The organism is Shigella sp. SIG6, from assembly GCF_053555815.1.
On the sequence record NZ_JBQZXC010000074.1, the window covers coordinates 1 to 17,927 of the forward strand.

The 17,927-nt window shown below is 50.2% G+C and carries 16 protein-coding genes and 2 pseudogenes; 10 read left to right on the forward strand and 8 right to left on the reverse strand.

The window, feature by feature from the left end; all coding sequences use genetic code 11:
* The 4 genes from ACUU1M_RS12895 to ACUU1M_RS12910 all read left to right on the forward strand — a co-directional run.
* Nucleotides 1-510, forward strand: a 510-nt coding sequence (locus tag ACUU1M_RS12895; RefSeq protein ID WP_032233946.1) for a PfkB family carbohydrate kinase, incomplete at its 5' end; no start/stop codon positions are given.
* Nucleotides 511-519: 9 nt separating this feature from the next.
* The gene (gene ydjG, locus ACUU1M_RS12900; RefSeq protein ID WP_000723702.1) at nt 520-1,500 is read left to right on the forward strand and encodes an NADH-dependent methylglyoxal reductase; all 981 of its coding nucleotides are present in this window, start codon (nt 520-522) and stop codon (nt 1,498-1,500) included.
* 136 nt (nt 1,501-1,636) lie between these two features.
* Entirely contained in the window at nt 1,637-2,395 is a 759-nt protein-coding gene (locus ACUU1M_RS12905; RefSeq protein WP_000719102.1) for a DeoR/GlpR family DNA-binding transcription regulator, read from the forward strand.
* A 117-nt stretch (nt 2,396-2,512) separates the two neighbouring features.
* The gene (locus ACUU1M_RS12910) at nt 2,513-3,871 is read left to right on the forward strand and encodes an MFS transporter (protein ID WP_152028974.1); all 1,359 of its coding nucleotides are present in this window, start codon (nt 2,513-2,515) and stop codon (nt 3,869-3,871) included.
* Between the two features lie 92 nt (nt 3,872-3,963).
* On the opposite strand, the gene pncA is transcribed toward ACUU1M_RS12910, so the two are convergent.
* From pncA to sppA, 3 genes are all read right to left on the reverse strand, one after another.
* Complete coding sequence (pncA, locus tag ACUU1M_RS12915; RefSeq protein ID WP_001120536.1) at nt 3,964-4,605, reverse strand: bifunctional nicotinamidase/pyrazinamidase; 642 nt, start codon at nt 4,603-4,605, stop codon at nt 3,964-3,966.
* A 10-nt stretch (nt 4,606-4,615) separates the two neighbouring features.
* The gene (gene ansA, locus ACUU1M_RS12920; RefSeq protein WP_001170156.1) at nt 4,616-5,632 is read right to left on the reverse strand and encodes an asparaginase; all 1,017 of its coding nucleotides are present in this window, start codon (nt 5,630-5,632) and stop codon (nt 4,616-4,618) included.
* A 166-nt stretch (nt 5,633-5,798) separates the two neighbouring features.
* Nucleotides 5,799-7,655 carry a signal peptide peptidase SppA gene (gene sppA, locus ACUU1M_RS12925; protein ID WP_001259844.1) on the reverse strand — a complete coding sequence of 619 codons (1,857 nt, stop codon included), beginning with the start codon at nt 7,653-7,655 and terminating at the stop codon, nt 5,799-5,801.
* Between the two features lie 160 nt (nt 7,656-7,815).
* On the opposite strand from sppA, the gene ACUU1M_RS12930 reads away from it, so the two are divergent.
* The 4 genes from ACUU1M_RS12930 to ACUU1M_RS12945 all read left to right on the forward strand — a co-directional run bounded on the left by ACUU1M_RS12930 (nt 7,816) and on the right by ACUU1M_RS12945 (nt 12,661).
* Nucleotides 7,816-8,367 (forward strand): NAD(P)H nitroreductase, encoded by a 552-nt coding sequence (locus ACUU1M_RS12930; protein WP_000339264.1) that lies wholly within the window; start codon nt 7,816-7,818, stop codon nt 8,365-8,367.
* A gap of 116 nt (nt 8,368-8,483) precedes the next feature.
* Nucleotides 8,484-9,527, forward strand: a complete 1,044-nt coding sequence (gene selD / locus ACUU1M_RS12935) for a selenide, water dikinase SelD (RefSeq protein WP_001370476.1) — start codon at nt 8,484-8,486, stop codon at nt 9,525-9,527.
* 4 nt (nt 9,528-9,531) lie between these two features.
* Entirely contained in the window at nt 9,532-11,493 is a 1,962-nt protein-coding gene (gene topB / locus ACUU1M_RS12940; RefSeq protein ID WP_001235815.1) for a DNA topoisomerase III, read from the forward strand.
* A gap of 127 nt (nt 11,494-11,620) precedes the next feature.
* Nucleotides 11,621-12,661, forward strand: a complete 1,041-nt coding sequence (locus tag ACUU1M_RS12945; RefSeq protein WP_000859699.1) for a DUF1266 domain-containing protein — start codon at nt 11,621-11,623, stop codon at nt 12,659-12,661.
* A gap of 116 nt (nt 12,662-12,777) precedes the next feature.
* Here ACUU1M_RS12945 and gdhA read toward each other — a convergent pair.
* Nucleotides 12,778-14,107: pseudogene (gdhA, locus tag ACUU1M_RS12950) on the reverse strand (NADP-specific glutamate dehydrogenase).
* A gap of 235 nt (nt 14,108-14,342) precedes the next feature.
* Here gdhA and ACUU1M_RS12955 point away from each other — a divergent pair.
* Nucleotides 14,343-14,615: a YnjH family protein gene (locus tag ACUU1M_RS12955; protein ID WP_000085238.1), complete on the forward strand. Its 273-nt coding sequence runs from the start codon at nt 14,343-14,345 to the stop codon at nt 14,613-14,615.
* Here ACUU1M_RS12955 and nudG read toward each other — a convergent pair.
* Nucleotides 14,581-14,988: a CTP pyrophosphohydrolase gene (nudG, locus tag ACUU1M_RS12960; protein ID WP_000781873.1), complete on the reverse strand. Its 408-nt coding sequence runs from the start codon at nt 14,986-14,988 to the stop codon at nt 14,581-14,583. The two genes, ACUU1M_RS12955 and nudG, sit on opposite strands and share 35 nt — an antisense overlap.
* A gap of 86 nt (nt 14,989-15,074) precedes the next feature.
* On the opposite strand from nudG, the gene ACUU1M_RS12965 reads away from it, so the two are divergent.
* Nucleotides 15,075-15,695 (forward strand): CDP-alcohol phosphatidyltransferase family protein, encoded by a 621-nt coding sequence (locus ACUU1M_RS12965; protein WP_001307836.1) that lies wholly within the window; start codon nt 15,075-15,077, stop codon nt 15,693-15,695.
* Nucleotides 15,696-15,703: 8 nt separating this feature from the next.
* Here the strand turns inward: ACUU1M_RS12965 and ynjE are convergent, their stop codons facing one another.
* The 3 genes and pseudogenes from ynjE to ACUU1M_RS12980 all read right to left on the reverse strand — a co-directional run.
* A complete protein-coding gene (gene ynjE, locus ACUU1M_RS12970) occupies nt 15,704-17,011 on the reverse strand; it encodes a thiosulfate sulfurtransferase YnjE (RefSeq protein WP_005102264.1) in 1,308 nt (435 codons plus the stop codon).
* Nucleotides 17,012-17,077: 66 nt separating this feature from the next.
* Nucleotides 17,078-17,731: an ATP-binding cassette domain-containing protein gene (locus ACUU1M_RS12975; RefSeq protein ID WP_004972005.1), complete on the reverse strand. Its 654-nt coding sequence runs from the start codon at nt 17,729-17,731 to the stop codon at nt 17,078-17,080.
* Nucleotides 17,731-17,927, reverse strand: a pseudogene (locus ACUU1M_RS12980) (thiamine ABC transporter permease); the annotation flags it as partial. The pseudogene ACUU1M_RS12980 and the gene ACUU1M_RS12975, both read right to left, overlap by 1 nt.

Here is a 17,927-nt window from a genome sequence, read left to right on the forward strand (position 1 = left end):
CTATTGGATGGTAAAGCGCTAACAGAAATTTTTACGCAAGCGAAAGCCCGGCAGATGATCATTTGTGCCGATATGATCAAACCGCGGTTGAATGAAACGCTGGATGATATTTGCGAAGCATTGAGTTATGTCGATTATCTGTTTCCAAATTTTGCCGAGGCAAAATTACTCACAGGGAAAGAGACACTGGATGAAATTGCTGACTGCTTTCTTGCGTGCGGCGTAAAAACGGTGGTGATTAAAACGGGTAAAGACGGCTGCTTTATCAAGCGTGGTGACATGACGATGAAGGTGCCGGCGGTCGCAGGAATAACCGCCATCGACACCATTGGCGCGGGCGATAACTTTGCTTCAGGTTTTATTGCGGCACTGTTAGAAGGCAAAAATCTGCGTGAATGCGCACGCTTTGCCAATGCAACGGCGGCTATCTCGGTTCTAAGCGTCGGTGCCACCACCGGCGTAAAAAACAGAAAGCTGGTCGAACAATTGCTGGAAGAATACGAAGGATAATGAAGGCAAATGAAAAAGATACCTTTAGGCACAACGGATATAACGCTTTCGCGAATGGGGTTGGGGACATGGGCCATTGGCGGCGGTCCTGCATGGAATGGCGATCTCGATCGGCAAATATGTATTGATACGATTCTTGAAGCCCATCGTTGTGGCATTAATCTGATTGATACTGCGCTAGGATATAACTTTGGCAATAGTGAAGTTATCGTCGGTCAGGCGTTAAAAAAACTGCCCCGTGAACAGGTTGTAGTAGAAACCAAATGCGGCATTGTCTGGGAACGAAAAGGAAGTTTATTCAACAAAGTTGGCGATCGGCAGTTGTATAAAAACCTTTCCCCGGAATCTATCCGCGAAGAGGTAGAAGCCAGCTTGCAACGTCTGGGTATTGATTACATCGATATTTATATGACGCACTGGCAGTCGGTGCCGCCATTTTTTACGCCGATAGCTGAAACTGTCGCAGTGCTTAATGAGTTAAAGGCTGAAGGGAAAATTCGCGCTATAGGCGCTGCTAACGTCGATGCTGACCATATCCGCGAGTATCTGCAATATGGTGAACTGGATATTATTCAGGCGAAATACAGTATTCTCGACCGGGCAATGGAAAACGAACTGCTGCCGCTATGTCGTGATAATGGCATTGTGGTTCAGGTTTATTCCCCGCTAGAGCAGGGATTGTTGACCGGCACCATCACTCGTGATTACGTTCCGGGCGGCGCTCGGGCAAATAAAGTCTGGTTCCAGCGTGAAAACATGCTGAAAGTGATTGATATGCTTGAACAGTGGCAGCCACTTTGTGCTCGTTATCAGTGCACAATTCCCACTCTGGCACTGGCGTGGATATTAAAACAGAGTGATTTAATCTCCATTCTTAGTGGGGCTACTGCACCGGAACAGGTACGCGAAAATGTCGCGGCACTGAATATCAACTTATCGGATGCAGACGCAACATTGATGAGGGAAATGGCAGAGGCCCTGGAGCGTTAAATACTCAACACGATTCACCTCTGTTTCTGTGAAAACTGTGATGAAAATCTGTGATTCAAATAGGTTATTTTGAAAGTAAACATCGGTTATGCGATAATCGCGCTAATGTGATGTAAAAAGATACAGGGGTGTAATCGTGGCGGCAAAAGACAGGATTCAGGCAATTAAGCAAATGGTTGCCAACGATAAAAAGGTGACAGTCTCAAATTTGAGTGGGATTTTTCAGGTAACCGAAGAAACCATTCGCCGCGATCTTGAGAAGCTGGAAGATGAAGGCTTTTTGACCAGAACCTATGGTGGTGCTGTTTTAAATACAGCGGTGTTGACGGAGAATATCCATTTTTATAAGCGCGCTTCATCGTTTTATGAAGAGAAGCAGCTTATTGCACGCAAGGCACTACCCTTTATCGACAATAAAACCACCATGGCAGCCGATTCCAGTAGTACCGTAATGGAATTGCTCAAATTGTTACAGGACCGTAGTGACCTGACGTTGCTAACCAACTCGGCGGAAGCGATTCATGTTCTGGCTCAGTCAGAAATTAAAGTCGTTTCAACGGGTGGGGAACTAAACAAAAATACACTTTCCCTGCAAGGAAGAATTACTAAAGAGATCATCAGCCGCTACCATGTCGATATCATGGTAATGAGTTGTAAAGGTCTTGATATTAACAGCGGCGCGCTGGACTCTAATGAAGCGGAAGCTGAAATCAAAAAGACAATGATCCGTCAGGCGACAGAAGTTGCGTTATTGGTTGATCACTCTAAGTTTGATCGTAAAGCTTTTGTCCAGTTAGCTGACTTTAGTCATATTAATTATATAATAACTGATAAATCACCGGGTGCAGAGTGGATAGCATTTTGCAAAGACAATAATATCCAGCTGGTGTGGTAATTTAAGCACACGTTGTCAATATTATTTGTTCCTGCGCCTGGAAATAAAATGATGATAAAGATGCGGCAAGTGAATTTGCCGCAATTGCTACCTTTTATAGCAAATCCGAGGCACCCAATGGAACAATATGATCAAATTGGCGCAAGACTGGACCGCTTGCCTTTGGCCCGGTTTCATTATCGTATATTTGGTATAATAAGCTTTAGTCTGTTATTAACGGGGTTTTTGAGTTACTCAGGTAATGTCGTCTTAGCAAAGCTGGTAAGCAATGGATGGTCAAATAATTTCCTCAATGCCGCCTTTACCTCGGCATTAATGTTTGGTTATTTCATCGGCTCACTTACTGGTGGGTTTATTGGTGACTACTTTGGGCGGCGCAGGGCGTTTCGCATAAATCTTCTCATCGTCGGTATTGCTGCAACAGGGGCCGCTTTTGTCCCTGATATGTACTGGCTCATTTTCTTTCGCTTCCTGATGGGAACAGGAATGGGGGCGCTGATTATGGTTGGCTATGCCTCATTTACGGAGTTTATCCCCGCGACGGTGCGTGGAAAATGGTCCGCGCGGCTCTCATTTGTTGGTAACTGGTCGCCCATGCTGTCTGCGGCGATAGGCGTGGTGGTTATCGCTTTTTTTAGTTGGCGAATAATGTTTCTTCTGGGTGGTATTGGCATACTGTTAGCCTGGTTTCTCTCAGGTAAATACTTTATCGAGTCGCCACGATGGCTGGCAGGGAAAGGGCAAATCGCCGGTGCAGAAAGCCAACTTCGTGAAGTAGAGCAGCAAATTGAAAGGGAGAAGAGTATTCGTTTACCCCAGCTTACTTTGAACCAGAGCAACAGCAAGGTTAAGGTAATCAAGGGTACCTTCTGGCTCCTGTTTAAAGGGGAAATGTTACGACGTACATTAGTTGCGATAACTGTTTTAATTGCAATGAACATTTCGCTTTATACCATTACCGTATGGATACCGACCATATTTGTTAACTCCGGCATTGATGTCGATAAATCAATATTAATGACCGCTGTTATTATGATTGGTACTCCGGTAGGAATATTTATTGCGGCATTAATTATTGATCATTTTCCTCGTCGATTATTTGGCTCCGCCTTACTTATTATTATTGCCGTGTTAGGCTATATCTATTCAAGTCAGACTACAGAGTGGGCGATTTTAATCTATGGTCTGGTGATGATCTTCTTTTTATACATGTATGTTTGCTTCGCGTCGGCGGTTTATATCCCGGAGCTTTGGCCAACGCATTTACGCCTGCGCGGTTCGGGTTTCGTTAATGCCGTCGGACGGATCGTCGCAGTTTTCACGCCCTATGGCGTTGCGGCATTATTAACACATTATGGGTCGATCACGGTGTTTATGGTGCTTGGTGTCATGTTAGTGCTCTGTGCGCTGGTTCTCTCCATTTTTGGCATCGAAACGCGGAAGGTGTCGCTGGAAGAGATTTCTGAGGTGAATTAAATCTTTCGTTGATGGCATCAATTGCCAGATGTACCACTGACGTGTTTTATTTGGCCTACAATGCCAGTACAGAATTGTAGGCCAGCGTAAAATTACCCCTGCGTCTCTTCCCAGTCTGCCAGCGTATATAGCGTTGCCCCAGCTGCTGACATCTCCATAAACGCGTGTGCACTGTCCTGGGGCTGGATATTCACGCCACGACAGCCATCGGTAATCACGTTTACCTTATAACCTAACTGTAACGCGTCCAGCACGGTAAACTTCACGCAATAGTCAGTAGCCAGGCCCATAACGATCAATTCATCGATTTCATGATCGCGCAACCAGTCATCAAGCGCGGTTTTCTGCCGACGTCCGTTATCAAAAAAGGCACTGTAACTGTCAACTAAAGGATTTTCGCCTTTATGGAACACCGCTGCGATCTCTTTTTGATTCAGTAACGGATGTAATTGTGCGCCTTCACTGTTCTGCACACAGTGTTCAGGCCAGAAAGTTTGCCGCAGGCCGTCGAGTTGGCCTGGCGTATAAGGCTCTACGCCGTGCTGGCTGGCAAAGCTGCCGTGATTCGCCGGATGCCAGTCCTGGCTGGCGATAACCGCTTCTCCGCGCGACTGGCACCAGTCAATAAGGCGGTTAGCAACCTCCACCGTACTGTCACCTTCCGGTACGGCGAGCGCGCCACCAGCACAGAAATCATTTTGTAAATCGACCAGTAACAGGGCGCGATGGGGCATTGCAGTCTCCTTAATCATCCGGCGTCAGTTCGCCGCGCAGGTTTTGGCTCATGGCCTTGCGAATGGTTTCAGTATCCAGTTCTTGGCTCAGCAGGTAATGCAGTTTGGTTAGCGTGGCTTCTACAGTCATATCTGCACCGCCAATAACGCCGGCATGGGCGAGGGCGTTACCGGTGGCATAACCACTCATATTCACTTTACCGGACATACATTGTGTCAGGTTGACCACCACAATACCGCGATCGCTGGCTTCTTGTAATTCCTGCAGGAAGGCTTTGTTTTGTGGCGCATTACCCACGCCATAGGAGCGCAGAATCAATGCTTTCACCGGTTGGCGCAGAAAATTGCGCACGACGTCAGCAGAAATCCCTGGATAAATCGTCACTATGCCAATTGGTTGTGGCGTGATTGGATGAACGATTAATTCCCCTTCACCGTGCGGGGCGGGTGGCGTATTCAAACGACGAATATGGATACCAGCTTCCAGTAACGGAGGAAGGTTTGGAGAGGCAAACGCATCAAAACCATCGGCATGGGCTTTGGTAGTGCGGTTGCCGCGATACAATCGGTTATTGAAAAAGAGCGTTACTTCGTTGATCGGATAATTCGCCGCAACGTACAACGCATTCAGCAGATTAATTTGTCCGTCAGAGCGTAACTCAGCCAGCGGGATTTGTGACCCTGTCACAATGACCGGTTTACCGAGATTCTCGAGCATGAACGACAGCGCAGAGGCGGTATACGCCATCGTGTCGGTACCGTGTAGAATGACAAAACCATCATAGTCGTCATAGTGCGCTTTAATATCTTCAGCAATATGCTGCCAGTCTTCCGGCGTCATATCAGAAGAATCCATCAACGGCGTATATTCATGAATGGTGAAATCTGGCATCTCCGGGCGATGGAATTCCGGCATCAGCGCCAGTTGGCGTTGTAGATGACCTGACACCGGAATATAACCCTGCTCGGAACGCTGCATCCCGATGGTCCCGCCCGTGTAGGCGACGTAAATTGATTTCTTTTGCATGATATTGATATGAATGATATCGAAAGAGCAAAAGTATATACGTGAGGCAGGAGGAGCGCACCTGATACTATGCGGATAAGGAAATATGGGGCGAGACAGCGGGAAGAGGATTCGTCGAGGTAAAAAATAATGTGGCCGACGATCTGTCGGCCACTCAGTACAAGACTTAACGCACGTTGGCGCAGGTCAGGCAAAACGCATAACGGTTTTGTGGGTCGTTAAACGCGGCCAGCTTGTCGCTTTCACTTTTAACGGTAGAGGCTACCGAGGCAAGCGGTGCAGGTAACATGGCCTGGAACGCATCTGGCAACATTGCCCGGACAGAACCAGACATGTTGTCCATCACTTTGTCGAAGAAGGTCGGTTCATCAACGTAGTATTCCAGATGCCACTGTTTCACTTTTGCGAGCTCTGCTGCTTTGGCAACCGCATCATCGAAATCCCCGAGACTATCGACCAGCCCGTTAGCTTTTGCATCCTGACCGGTCCAGACGTGGCCCTGGGCGATTTTATCAATTTGCTCCGGCGTCGAATGACGCGCATCAGCAACCAGCGTGATAAAGCGTTTATAGCCATTCTCAATGCTTAATTGCATCATCTGCTGCGCTTCCGGCGGCAGTGCCCTGGTGATAGAAACATCCGCCAGCGGTGAAGTTGAGACACCATCAGTATGAACACCAATCGAATCCAGACTATTTTCTACGGTGGTGATCACGCCGAAGATACCGATAGAACCGGTCAGGGTGCTGGGGTTAGCCACAATGTAATTAGCTGGCGTGGAAATCCAGTAACCACCAGATGCCGCCATGCCGCCCATCGATACAACCACAGACTTACCCGCTGCCCGGGCTGCTGCCAGTTCAGCGCGAATCACTTCAGACGCGGTAACGCTGCCGCCTGGGCTATTAACACGCAGGACAATCGCTTTCACTTTCGGGTCAAGGCGAGCGTCGCGGATTTGTGCCGCAGTGGTATCACCGCCAACATTCCCCTGAGTTTCCTCGCCATCCATAATTGCGCCATTAGCGAAGACGACACCGATGCTGTCACCGGTATCTGCCGGCGTTTTCAATGCGTAATCGTAATAACTGATGGCGCGATAATTTTTATCAGTCTTACTCCAGCCGAACTCTTTGGTCAGAGCTTTTTCGATTTCGGCACTCGATGCCAGTGCATCGACCAGCTTGTTTTCCAGTGCATATTTCGCGGTATCGCCACCGGTTTTGGTTAAACCCTCAAGCAACCCTTGCGCGCCAGGGAATACCTGCTGAGCAGGGATCTGCCGGTTAGCGGCAACAGTATTCAGATAGTTTTGCCACAGCTCACCAATCCAGCGGCTGTCAGCTTCGCGGGCTGCCGGTGACATATCATCACGAATAAACGGTTCAACGGCAGATTTATACGTACCCACGCGGAACACATGGGTGGAAACGTTCAGCTTATCCAGCAACGATTTGTAGTACAGACCGTTGGTAGCAAAACCGTGCAGATCAACCACGCCTTGCGGTGACAGCCAAATTTTATTGGCGAAACTGGCGAGATAATATTGCCCCTGGCTGTAGTTCTCGCCAACGGCATAAACCGGTTTCCCGCTGTCACGAAACTCTTTCAGGGCTTTGCCGATGTACTGCATAGACGGCTGGTCGCCGCCTGCGAAGTTTTTCAGATCCATCACGATACCGGTGATATTGCGGTCGTCCTTCGCCTGGCGAATGGTGTTGACGATATCAAACAGTGAGTTTTCCTGCAGACGATCGGAACTGGCACCAAGCAGCTGGCGGCTTAATTTACTAAACCGCTGAGAACTGTCTGGTTTATCGACGATCACACCAGAAATGTCCAGCAGCAGTGCGCCACGACTGGCCGTTTCTTTCGAATCACCACCACTGACCTGCATCCAGATCCCCACACCAACCAGTACGAGGAAAATAAAGAACAGGTTAAGTACCATTTCACGGACGAAATTCAGCAGACGCCACGTCCATTTAAAAAATCCGGCAATAAATCGCCAAAGGGTTCGCATGTATTCTCCCAACTTAAGGTCACACCTGTCACAGGCGCAATAGATGTGGTTATCGTAATGACCCAACCGGCACTTGTCAGCAGGAATTGCGGACTGTGCTGTAACAAAATCCACTCTCGTGTTAATTTTGTGAATAAATATCACGACAGGAGTTAATCAAATGGATGCACTCGAACTATTGATCAATCGCCGTAGCGCCTCCCGCCTGGCTGAACCCGCGCCAACGGGTGAACAACTGCAAAACATCCTGCGTGCGGGTATGCGTGCGCCGGACCATAAGTCCATGCAACCGTGGCATTTTTTTGTGATTGAAGGGGAAGGGTGCGAGCGTTTCAGCGCCGTACTGGAACAGGGGGCGATTGCTGCCGGTAGTGATGATAAAGCTATCGACAAAGCCCGTAATGCGCCGTTCCGCGCACCGCTCATCATCACGGTGGTGGCGAAATGCAAAGAAAATCATAAAGTCCCGCGATGGGAACAGGAAATGTCTGCCGGATGCGCGGTCATGGCGATGCAAATGGCAGCTGTTGCCCAGGGATTTGGCGGCATCTGGCGCAGTGGCGCATTAACTGAAAGTCCGGTAGTGCGTGAAGCATTCGGTTGCCGTGAGCAGGATAAAATTGTCGGTTTTCTCTACCTCGGCACGCCGCAGTTGAAAGCATCTACGTCGATTAACGTCCCGGACCCGACGCCGTTTGTAACTTATTTCTGATAATTGTCGCGAAACTGTCTGGATTGTGAGCAAAGGCGCAGGAATTCAGACACTCTCACTTATCACTTCACGGAATGAGGGTTACCATACCCGGATTGCATTGACAGGAGATGTCCATGAGCGAGAACTCGATTCGTTTGACCCAATACAGCCACGGAGCTGGTTGCGGCTGTAAAATTTCCCCAAAAGTGTTGGAAACCATCCTGCACAGTGAGCAGGCGAAGTTTGTTGATCCGAATTTGCTTGTGGGTAATGAAACCCGCGACGATGCGGCGGTGTACGATCTGGGCAATGGCACCAGCGTTATCAGTACCACCGACTTCTTTATGCCGATCGTTGATAATCCTTTCGATTTTGGCCGCATTGCGGCGACTAACGCCATCAGCGATATCTTCGCGATGGGGGGCAAACCGATTATGGCGATTGCGATCCTCGGCTGGCCGATTAACAAACTTTCCCCGGAAATTGCCCGCGAAGTAACCGAAGGTGGACGCTATGCATGCCGTCAGGCGGGTATTGCGCTGGCTGGCGGTCACTCCATCGATGCGCCGGAGCCGATTTTTGGTCTGGCGGTAACGGGGATCGTACCGACCGAGCGGGTGAAGAAAAACAGTACCGCACAAGCCGGATGCAAACTGTTCCTGACGAAACCGCTGGGGATCGGCGTTCTTACCACGGCTGAGAAAAAATCACTGTTGAAACCAGAACATCAGGGACTGGCGACGGAAGTGATGTGCCGGATGAACATCGCAGGCGCGTCCTTTGCCAACATCGAAGGCGTAAAAGCGATGACCGACGTTACGGGCTTTGGTCTGCTGGGCCACTTGAGCGAAATGTGTCAGGGGGCTGGTGTGCAGGCACGCGTCGACTATGAAGCGATCCCGAAACTCCCCGGTGTTGAAGAGTACATTAAGTTGGGCGCAGTACCTGGCGGCACTGAACGTAACTTTGCCAGCTACGGTCATCTGATGGGTGAAATGCCGCGTGAAGTGCGCGATCTGCTGTGCGATCCGCAAACTTCTGGCGGTTTGCTGCTGGCGGTCATGCCGGAAGCAGAAAATGAGGTTAAAACTACAGCCGCCGAGTTTGGCATTGAACTGACGGCGATTGGCGAACTGGTGCCAGCGCGCGGCGGTCGTGCCATGGTTGAGATCCGTTAATTCAATGCGGTTGTTTATTGCCGAAAAACCGAGTCTGGCGCGCGCCATTGCTGATGTCCTGCCCAAACCGCACCGGAAAGGCGATGGCTTTATCGAGTGCGGTAATGGTCAGGTGGTGACTTGGTGTATCGGTCACCTGCTTGAGCAGGCGCAGCCAGACGCCTACGACAGCCGCTATGCGCGCTGGAATCTTGCGGATTTGCCGATTGTCCCGGAAAAGTGGCAATTACAGCCACGACCCTCCGTGACCAAACAACTTAACGTCATCAAACGCTTCCTGCATGAAGCCAGCGAAATCGTTCACGCCGGGGACCCGGATCGTGAAGGGCAATTGCTGGTGGATGAAGTGCTGGACTATCTGCAACTGGCACCGGAAAAGCGCCAGCAGGTGCAGCGTTGCTTGATAAACGACCTGAACCCGCAGGCGGTTGAGCGGGCGATCGACCGTCTTCGTTCCAACAGTGAGTTTGTGCCATTGTGCGTTTCTGCGCTGGCGCGAGCGCGTGCCGACTGGCTGTACGGCATCAATATGACCCGTGCGTATACCATTCTCGGTCGCAATGCCGGTTATCAGGGCGTACTTTCCGTGGGACGCGTGCAGACACCCGTGCTCGGGCTGGTGGTGCGCCGCGATGAAGAGATTGAAAACTTCGTGGCGAAAGACTTCTTTGAAGTCAAAGCACATATCGTGACACCTGCCGATGAGCGGTTTACCGCTATCTGGCAACCGAGCGAAGCGTGTGAACCGTACCAGGATGAAGAAGGGCGCTTGTTACATCGTCCACTGGCGGAGCATGTGGTTAACCGCATTAGTGGTCAACCGGCTATTGTCACCAGCTATAACGATAAACGGGAATCAGAATCCGCGCCGCTGCCGTTTTCGCTTTCGGCGTTGCAGATTGAAGCGGCAAAACGCTTCGGTCTGAGCGCGCAGAACGTGCTTGATATCTGCCAGAAGCTGTACGAAACGCACAAGCTAATCACTTATCCGCGTTCCGATTGTCGCTATTTGCCAGAAGAACATTTTGCCGGACGCCACGCGGTGATGAATGCCATCAGCGTTCATGCACCGGATCTGTTGCCGCAGCCAGTGGTAGATCCAGATATACGCAACCGCTGTTGGGATGACAAAAAGGTCGATGCGCACCACGCCATCATCCCGACCGCACGGAGTTCTGCGATCAACCTGACGGAGAACGAAGCGAAGGTCTATAACCTGATTGCCCGTCAATACCTGATGCAGTTCTGCCCGGATGCGGTGTTCCGCAAGTGTGTTATCGAACTGGACATTGCCAAAAGCAAATTTGTCGCTAAAGCCCGTTTTCTTGCTGAAGCAGGCTGGCGCACGCTGTTAGGCAGCAAAGAGCACGATGAAGAAAACGACGGCACGCCATTGCCTGTGGTGGCGAAAGGCGATGAGTTGCTGTGTGAAAAAGGTGAAGTGGTAGAGCGGCAAACCCAGCCGCCGCGCCATTTTACCGATGCAACACTGCTTTCGGCGATGACCGGGATCGCGCGCTTTGTGCAGGACAAAGATCTGAAAAAGGTCCTTCGTGCGACCGATGGTCTGGGGACAGAAGCAACCCGTGCCGGGATTATTGAACTGCTGTTCAAGCGTGGTTTTCTGACCAAAAAAGGGCGCTATATCCACTCCACCGACGCCGGAAAAGCGTTATTCCATTCGCTGCCAGAAATGGCGACGCGACCGGACATGACCGCGCACTGGGAATCGGTGCTGACGCAAATCAGCGAAAAGCAGTGTCGCTATCAGGACTTTATGCAGCCGCTGGTGGGGACGCTATATCAGCTTATTGATCAAGCCAAACGTACGCCGGTGCGGCAGTTTCGCGGCATTGTGGCTCCGGGCAGTGGTGGCAGTGCTGATAAGAAAAAGGCTGCACCGCGTAAACGTAGTGCGAAAAAAAGTCCGCCAGCAGATGAAGCCGGAAGCGGGGCGATAGCGTAAGCGAGCGAATCTTTCGTGCTATTCGAGTCATATTCTGAAATATCCAGCGGATCAAGAAAATTCGTTGGATATTTTTTTTGCATGGATAAAATTATCGCCTCTAAAGTATGTAATAACAGGGAATGTGATGAAAACAGTTTTATTACAAAACCATCCTGGGAGCGAGAAGTATTCTTTTAATGGCTGGGGAATATTTAATAGTAATTTTGAACGGGAGATTAAAGAAAATAAGGCCATGCTGCTTTGTAAGTGGGGGTTTTATTTAACATGTGTTGTCGCTGTAATGTTTGTATTCGCAGCGATAACATCCAACGGTTTGAATGAAAGAGGCCTGATTACCGCGGGATGCTCTTTTCTTTATCTATTAATTATGATGGGGCTTATTGTTCGGGCCGGTTTTAAAGCAAAAAAAGAACAACTGCATTATTATCAGGCTAAAGGTATTGAGCCGCTCAGTATCGAGAAGTTACAGGCGCTACAATTGATCGCACCTTATCGATTCTATCATAAGCAATGGTCTGAAACGCTAGAGTTCTGGCCGCGAAAGCCTGAACCTGGCAAAGATACCTTCCAATATCATGTGCTTCCTTTTGACTCGATCGATATCATCAGTAAAAGACGCGAGTCTTTAGAGAATCAATGGGGTATCGAAGATAGCGAAAGTTATTGTGCCTTAATGGAGCATTTTCTTTCTGGCGACCATGGAGCCAATACCTTTAAAGCAAACATGGAGGAAGCCCCAGAGCAGGTTATCGCCTTGTTGAATAAATTTGCTGTTTTTCCCTCAGACTATATCTCTGATTGCGCTAATAATCGCTCCGGTAAATCCTCGGCGAAGCTAATATGGGCGGCGGAATTATCATGGATGATCTCGATATCAAGCACAGCTTTTCAAAACGGGACAATTGAAGAAGAACTGGCCTGGCATTATATAATGCTTGCTTCTCGAAAGGCGCACGAGTTGTTCGAAAGCGAAGAAGATTATCAAAAAAATAGTCTAATGGGATTTCTTTACTGGCATATCTGCTGCTATCGCAGAAAGTTAACGGATGCTGAACTTGAAGCGTGTTATCGTTACGACAAGCAGTTTTGGGAGCACTACAGTAAGAAATGCCGTTGGCCCATAAGAAATGTTCCCTGGGGAGCATCATCCGTTAAATACTCATAAACGCCTGAAATTTTGCCGGGGGCGCTGCGCTTGCCCGGCCTACATTAGAGCGTAACTGCAATGAATTGTGCCCATCTGTAGGCCTGATAAGCGTAGCGCCATCAGGCATTTACAACTTAAATCACACCCTGCGCCAGCATCGCATCGGCAACCTTCACAAAACCGGCAATGTTCGCGCCCTGCACGTAGTTGGTTTGCTCACCTTCACCACCATGCTCAACACAGGCATGGTGGATATCCAGCATGATGTGATGCAAACGTGCGCCAACTTTCTCGGCTTTCCAGCCCAGGCGCGCAGCGTTTTGTGCCATTTCCAGGCCCGACGTTGCTACACCGCCAGCATTAGCCGCTTTACCCGGTGCAAACAGTACGCCTGCCTGCTGGAACAGTTCAGTCGCTTCGATGGTGGTCGGCATATTTGCCCCTTCAGCGACGGCTTTAACGCCATTGGCGATAAGCTGATGCGCGGCGTCAACATCCAGTTCGTTCTGGGTGGCGCAAGGCAGGGCGATATCAACCGGTACAGACCACGGCTGTTGGCCTTCGAGATAGACCAGACCAAATTCTTTGGCGTAATCTGCCACTCGACCATCGCGGCTGGCTTTGATTTCGATAAGACGTGCCAGTTTCTCTTTCGTGAATCCGCTTTCATCAACTACAGTGCCGCTGGAGTCTGACGCAGTGATCACACGAGCACCAAATTCCATCGCTTTTTCGATAGCGTACTGGGCGACGTTGCCGGAGCCAGAAACGGAAACGCGCATCCCTTCAAAACCCATACCGTGGCGTTTTAAAATAAACCAGACCGTAGCCGGTAGCTTCCGGGCGAATAAGACTACCGCCAAATGAAAGGCCCTTACCGGTGAAGACGCAGGCGGTATTGTTGGAGAGCTTTTTCATCATCCCCGCCATAAAGCCGACTTCACGACCACCAACGCCGATATCACCTGCCGGAACGTCGGTATCCGCGCCCAGGTGGCGATACAGTTCAGTCATCAGCGCCTGGCAAAAACGCATCACTTTACCTTCGCTTTTTCCTTTCGGATCGAAATCGCTGCCGCCTTTACCACCGCCCATCGGCAGGGTAGTCAGGGCATTTTTGAAGGTTTGTTCAAAGCCGAGGAATTTGAGAATGGAAAGGTTAACTGACGGATGGAAGCGCATACCGCCTTTGTACGGGCCGATGGCAGAGCTGAACTGCACACGCCATGCACGGTTGACCTGTATCTGGTTGCGATCATCAACCCATACCACGCGAAACTGGATCACGCGCTCCGGTTCAACCAGACGCTCCAGTAATGACATCTGGCGATATTTTGGATTTTGTTCAAGAAAAGGCCAGAGTGTGGTCATTACTTCACGAACGGCTTGCGCGAACTCGGTTTGATTCGGGTCGCGCTTTTGGACATGGTTGAGGAATGACTCCAGAGAATATGTCTGATCCATAGATATAAAAACCTTATATATTAATACGATTGTGCTTATGTTGTTTATGTCATGTGCTTTTGCAGTTTTCGACTATACCATCAAGAATGTGACGGTAAGCAAGAAAAAAATGACCCAGGAAAGCAAATTAATAACGAGAGTAATCTCATAACCAAATGCGATAACTCAGACGCTAAAGTTTTGCCACCCGGCTACCGTTATCAGTAGCAGAGACAATAACGTTAAGGAGTTCCCTGTGAGTCGAGCATTGTTCGCCGTAGTATTAGCATTTCCATTAATTGCACTGGCTAACCCGCATTATCGTCCGGACGTGGAGGTAAACGTACCGCCAGAAGTGTTCAGTTCAGGCGGGCAGTCAGCGCAGCCCTGTACTCAGTGCTGCGTTTATCAGGATCAAAATTATTCTGAAGGGGCGGTAATTAAAGCCGAAGGAATACTGCTGCAATGCCAGCGTGATGACAAAACCCTTAGCACTAATCCGCTGCTCTGGCGGCGCGTAAAGCCATAAACGCCTCTAATAATGGAATGTCAGCAGGGGCCAGCGGATATTGCAGCGCCTCTTCAGGTGAGCACCAGACCAGCGCCTGATGTTCATGTGCCTGTAACGTCCCGTGGAAGTCGGGTACGTGCCAGGCATGAAGATGGATAATCCGGCCCGAAACTTCTCGCTGATGGCTGGCAACATACTCACCCACAGTTGCTTCGATGTCCAATTCTTCGTTTAACTCACGCACCAGCGCCTGCTGCTGGCTTTCATCCAGCTCGACTTTACCTCCGGCAAACTCCCATAATCCCGCCTGATCGCTCTGGGCGGGGCGTTGCGCGAGTAAAATTTTGCCATCACGTTCAATGATGGCGGCAACAACTTCAATCATTTTCATAAATTACACACGGGCAGATAAGCGAAAAATGCCATAATATCCGCACTGTTGCTCAATCAGAAAGGCTTTATATTTAAGGAGTGCCTGTGCTAGACCGCCATCTTCATCCCCGGATTAAACCGTTGTTGCATCAGTGCGTGCGGGTTCTTGATAAACCGGGCATTACGCCAGATGGTTTAACATTAGTGGGATTTGCCATCGGCGTGCTGGCTCTGCCGTTTCTGGCGCTGGGCTGGTATCTGGCGGCGCTAGTCGTCATTTTGTTGAACAGGCTGCTTGATGGTCTGGACGGTGCGCTGGCGCGGCGCAGAGGGCTTACCGACGCGGGCGGCTTTCTTGATATTTCTCTCGATTTTCTCTTTTACGCGCTGGTGCCGTTTGGCTTTATTCTTGCTGCACCGGAGCAAAATGCGCTGGCAGGCGGCTGGTTGTTGTTTGCGTTTATCGGCACGGGCAGCAGTTTTCTCGCCTTTGCTGCACTGGCAGCAAAACATCAGATTGATAACCCCGGTTATGCACATAAGTCGTTTTACTATCTGGGGGGATTAACCGAAGGCACAGAAACGATCTTACTGTTTGTGCTGGGATGTTTATTCCCTGCATGGTTTGCGTGGTTTGCGTGGATCTTCGGTGCGTTGTGCTGGATGACGACCTTTACGCGGGTGTGGAGTGGGTATCTGACGCTGAAGTCGCTCCAGCGTCAGTAATTGCAATGTTATTTGCTACTGCCTGGGCCGCGTTCACCGGTTGCAACCGGATTTTTTGGATCGCTGCTCCATTCGTACCAGCCGCCGTCATACACGGAAACATTCTTCCAACCCATGGCGCGTGCGTACATAAAGGTTTCGGACGCGCGCCAGCCGGTGCCGCAGTAGAATGAAACTTGCTGATCTGGTTTGATATTCCATGCTTTCCACATAGCGGTAATATCATCGGCGCTACGCATGGTGCCATCCGGGTTATGGAAATCTTCCATATGCGTCGAGTCGCTACCAGCGTGTCCCCAACGTGCTCCGGCTATTTCACCTTTTGGTTTAATATAGCTGTAACCGCTGGTCGTACCGATAAATTCTGGCCACGAACGAATGCTCACCAGCGATGCATCCTGGCGATGCAGCAGTCCACGGGCCTGTTCCATATCGAGCATCAACTGCGGTTGTGCCGGGATCTTCACGCCGAAATCCGGTTCCGCTTTCACTTTCGGTGGCGTTCCTCGCTCAACAGGCAGTCCCGCGTCGGACCAGGTTTGCCAGCCGCCATCCAGCAGACGCACATCTTTCACGCCTGCGTAGAGCATTATTTGCGCCACACGCGCTCCAGCGTATACGTCACGCCCGTACAGAATGACCGTGGTGTCATGGCGAATGCCGTGTTTTGCCAGCATCGCTTTTAGTTGTTCATCAGAAACTTTGTTCCACAGCGGTTCGCTTTCCACTTCGTTGGTATCGATGTAGTCAGCGCCAGGAATATGGCTGATAAGGTAAAGCTTAGGAGCGCCCCAGGCCGCTTCAATGACTTTCCAGTCACCGACAGGTTTCGCCGTAACCTCTTTACCTTGTTGCAGGTCATGCAGCCATTGCGGATAAACCAGCTGCTCAAAGTGCGGCAGTTTTTGTAGACGGGAAGGTTCGCTTAGCGCGTCACTCAGAATGGAGATATGCGTAAAACCTGCTTTTTGCAGTCGCGTTTTGACGGCGTCGACATCTTTGCCATTACCGTACAGCGCCACCGGGGCATCGGCTTTCAGGTTATGTTGCTTGATCCACGCGTTGAGCTGTTCGGTGCTCATTTTGTCGAGCCAGCTAGCAGAGAGGTTTAAGGCGGCAGGTTCATGACCAGAAGGGCCATTTAAGGTTTGTGGCCAGCCGTTATAAAACGCGCTGGGGCGAGTATCTATCGCTTTGCCATTTTGTTGCTGAAGTTGGTCAAGTGTAAGAGGCTTCGCCAGTTCAGCGGCCCACGAAGAAGCGCAAGCCAGCCCTAAAGCCATTGCCAGCGCGGTCATTTGAGAAACACGTTTCATCGAAAATCCCGACATTGTAGTTTTGAGTGCGCCATTCTGAACTGACGCATTGAGAAAAACTTTGCGTTATCGCAGTTTGTTGTAATTTTCTGACCACTGCGCCATATCCAGAACAGAACTATCAGCAGGAACATCCTGGAGATCGTGCGTTACCTGAACGACGGGGATCGCCAGGGCGCGAACTTCGCTGAACACCCACTGGCGAAAATTATCGCGCAGAGCCACATCAAGACGGCTGAATGGCTCATCCAGGAGTAACGCTTTTGGCTGGGCGAGAAGGGCGCGTAGTAGAGCAACGCGCGCTCGCTGACCGCCAGACAAAGTGGCAGGATCCTGATGGAAAGCTCCGTCAAGGCCTGAACGCTCAAGTGCATCATTCACGGCATTACGTCGGGCATTCCCCTTAAGTGTCGCCGGTAGCGCCAGCAGTAAATTTTGCCCGACGCTGAACTGGTCAAATAACAGTGCATCCTGAAAAAGAATGCCAATCTGACGCTGTGCGGTGGGTAGCATGTCAATCCGTTGCTCATTGAGCCATAGCTCACCTGTACAAGAAAACTGTCCGGCCAGTGCACCAATCATCCATGAAAACAGAGTGGATTTTCCACAGCCAGACGGCCCCATTAACGTGACGATGTCACCTTTATCAACCGTAAAGTTAACGTTTGTCAGCAAGCGGCTTTCTGGTAAACGTAGCGAAACATTTTTCACGCAGAGCATTAGCGGATTCCTTGTCTGACATAACCTACCCATTTTGCGACTAACGCGGTCAGGGCAAAAATAATAAGCGGTAACAACAGTTGCCATAAAGCCTGGGCGGCGAGAATACCGTTGCTGCCGCCGCTGCTTAATGCCACCGCCTCAGTGGTGAGCGTCGGAAAACGCCCCGCGCCCAGACACATGCCGGGAACCCGGC